Below are 1,992 nucleotides of genomic sequence, written 5' to 3'. Positions count from 1 at the left end.
TTATCATAGTGTTGTGGAACAATCAGGCATCAAAGCGGGTGATGGCGGCTTTAATATCATAGTTAAAGACAAAACAATGCTGACCGGAGGCATCATTGCCAGCACCGCGCCGGCAGATAAAAACAGCCTGACCACTGGAAGCATTAGCACCAGTGATATCAGCAACAGTGCCCATGCTAAAGCCAGCAGCCATGGGTTTAGCATTTCTGGGAACGACACGATAAAAAACATTGCCAAGAATGTTTTAAATCACGGCAAAGCCAAGGATGCAGCAGAAGGAGAAACCAAATCTGCTATCAGTGATGGGACTATCATCCTTACTGATATAACTGGACAGAGGGCGATGGGGCAAGATGCTGGACAAATCATTGGTGCACTCAACCGCAACACCGCTACAGCCCACCAGGCAGTAGGACAGCTAGATGTCGCACCGCTTGAGGATATATTGCGTAATCGTTTAGGTATGAGAAATAAATGGGTAGATGAATGGTTTGATATATGGGATGGGGTTCGTAAAATGGCATTTTATGTTGACCATCCAGTGGGTGAGGTTGCGCATGATGAAAATGGCAATGTCCTCTATTTAACCGATGAAAATGGAAAACCTATAAAAGGCAGTGATGGAAAATATATCACTCTGTATCACTTTTTAAAGCCAGAGGAAGAAAAGCATTTACAAAAAGGCCCTAATGGTGCTGTTTATATGTTCTACAATGGCATTTTTAATTCACCAGATGAAGCAGCCGGTAATGCTGTCCAATTGGCTGTTAATAAAAATGGTCCCCTTTATTTTACATACTTTCCCCAAGCTGATGATGTGCTGGTAGAATTAGGGGTAGCATATTATCAAAAGTTTTGGGAGGGTAGCACTTGGGGATTGAGTAATTCGACCAAGAAGTTCCAAGATTTTATCTATCGTTATGGCAATGACAATGCTATTGTTAGTGGGCATAGCCGGGGTACCTTAACAATACGCAATGGAGCAAATGACTTGCAAGAACATGGTATCCACAGTGTAGCCAAGAAAACAGACTTCTATCTTGTTGGAGCGGCTGCTCACATGCAATCGATGGCCAATACAGTAGATTATCTAAGCGATGGCGAAAAAAATTATATCTACATACAAGGTCATATGTTAGACCCCATTAGTACAGTGATTGGTTACAATTGGCCTACGGCTTATAAGGCACCTTTAAATCTAGATTTTTCACTTTTGGAGAAAGGTATAAAAAATCCTTTTTATATGATGATATTTGCAGCAAACAGTTTATTTACTATAGCAACTAATCCTCTCAGAGAGATGGGGAGAGCGGTCTTGGGCCTTAACCCGAGCCCCCATAATTGTTATGCTGATGCGAGTCGTGAGTGTCAAATTAATTATGGTTCATTTAGTTTTAACAAACTTTATTCAACGAGAACAGGGAACAAAAAATGAAAATGTTGTTTAATTTATTAAGCCTGCTCATTCTGTTAACGGTTGCTGGATGTGATATTGAAAACATTGATAAACCTCCTCGAGGAGAGACGGCTGTGTGGGAGAAGCTAGGAGCAGATTCTACGGAGGTAGGAAAAGCATTGCTAGAGTGTGGTTTGCCACACCTTAATTATCTTGAGGATGAAGTTCAAAAGTTAAGCAACAATGAGAATGCAACGATTGATGCTTGCATGATCCAAGCAGGATTCCATTATAAAGGGAGAGCTAGCTGGTGTTCTCCTTTTAACGGTAGAGACCTCCCCATTTGTCAGGCTGGTGCTGTCATCCCGAAGAGAAGTGTCGAAAAGCGCTTAAACAGCCCGTTTTGTAAAAAATATAAAAATGCGGATGAATGCCAACCTTAAGTTTTGCTGTTTGTGATGGTCAACAATCCCTCATCCTTGCTTTGCTTGAAATGACGGGATTGTTTCCTCAACTAACCATTTCAATATTGTTCACCGTTGTTTTAATGAAGCGGTGACAGGAAATATCAACAGGCTTATGAGCTTTTTTATTGT

Annotated in this window: 1 protein-coding gene and 1 pseudogene; both read left to right on the top strand. The window is 41.2% G+C overall.

Features of this window, described 5'->3' with window-relative positions; genetic code table 11:
* Positions 1-1,435: pseudogene (locus tag ACFINZ_RS09430) on the top strand (filamentous hemagglutinin); the annotation flags it as partial.
* Positions 1,432-1,839: a hypothetical protein gene (locus tag ACFINZ_RS09425; protein ID WP_375638875.1), complete on the top strand. Its 408-nt coding sequence runs from the start codon at positions 1,432-1,434 to the stop codon at positions 1,837-1,839. The pseudogene ACFINZ_RS09430 and the gene ACFINZ_RS09425, both read left to right, overlap by 4 nt.
* Positions 1,840-1,992 lie beyond the last annotated feature (153 nt).

This window comes from Bartonella sp. AA81SXKL (genome assembly GCF_042196945.1).
Lineage (GTDB): Bacteria > Pseudomonadota > Alphaproteobacteria > Rhizobiales > Rhizobiaceae > Bartonella.
Note: the sequence above shows the minus strand (reverse complement) of the source record. Positions and strands in the feature narration are given on the sequence as shown.

Bases quoted from the DNA above. Each gene is read 5' to 3' on its own strand.
- ACFINZ_RS09425 (WP_375638875.1), top strand. From the start codon at position 1,432: ATGAAAATGTTGTTTAATTTATTAAGCCTGCTCATTCTGTTAACGGTT.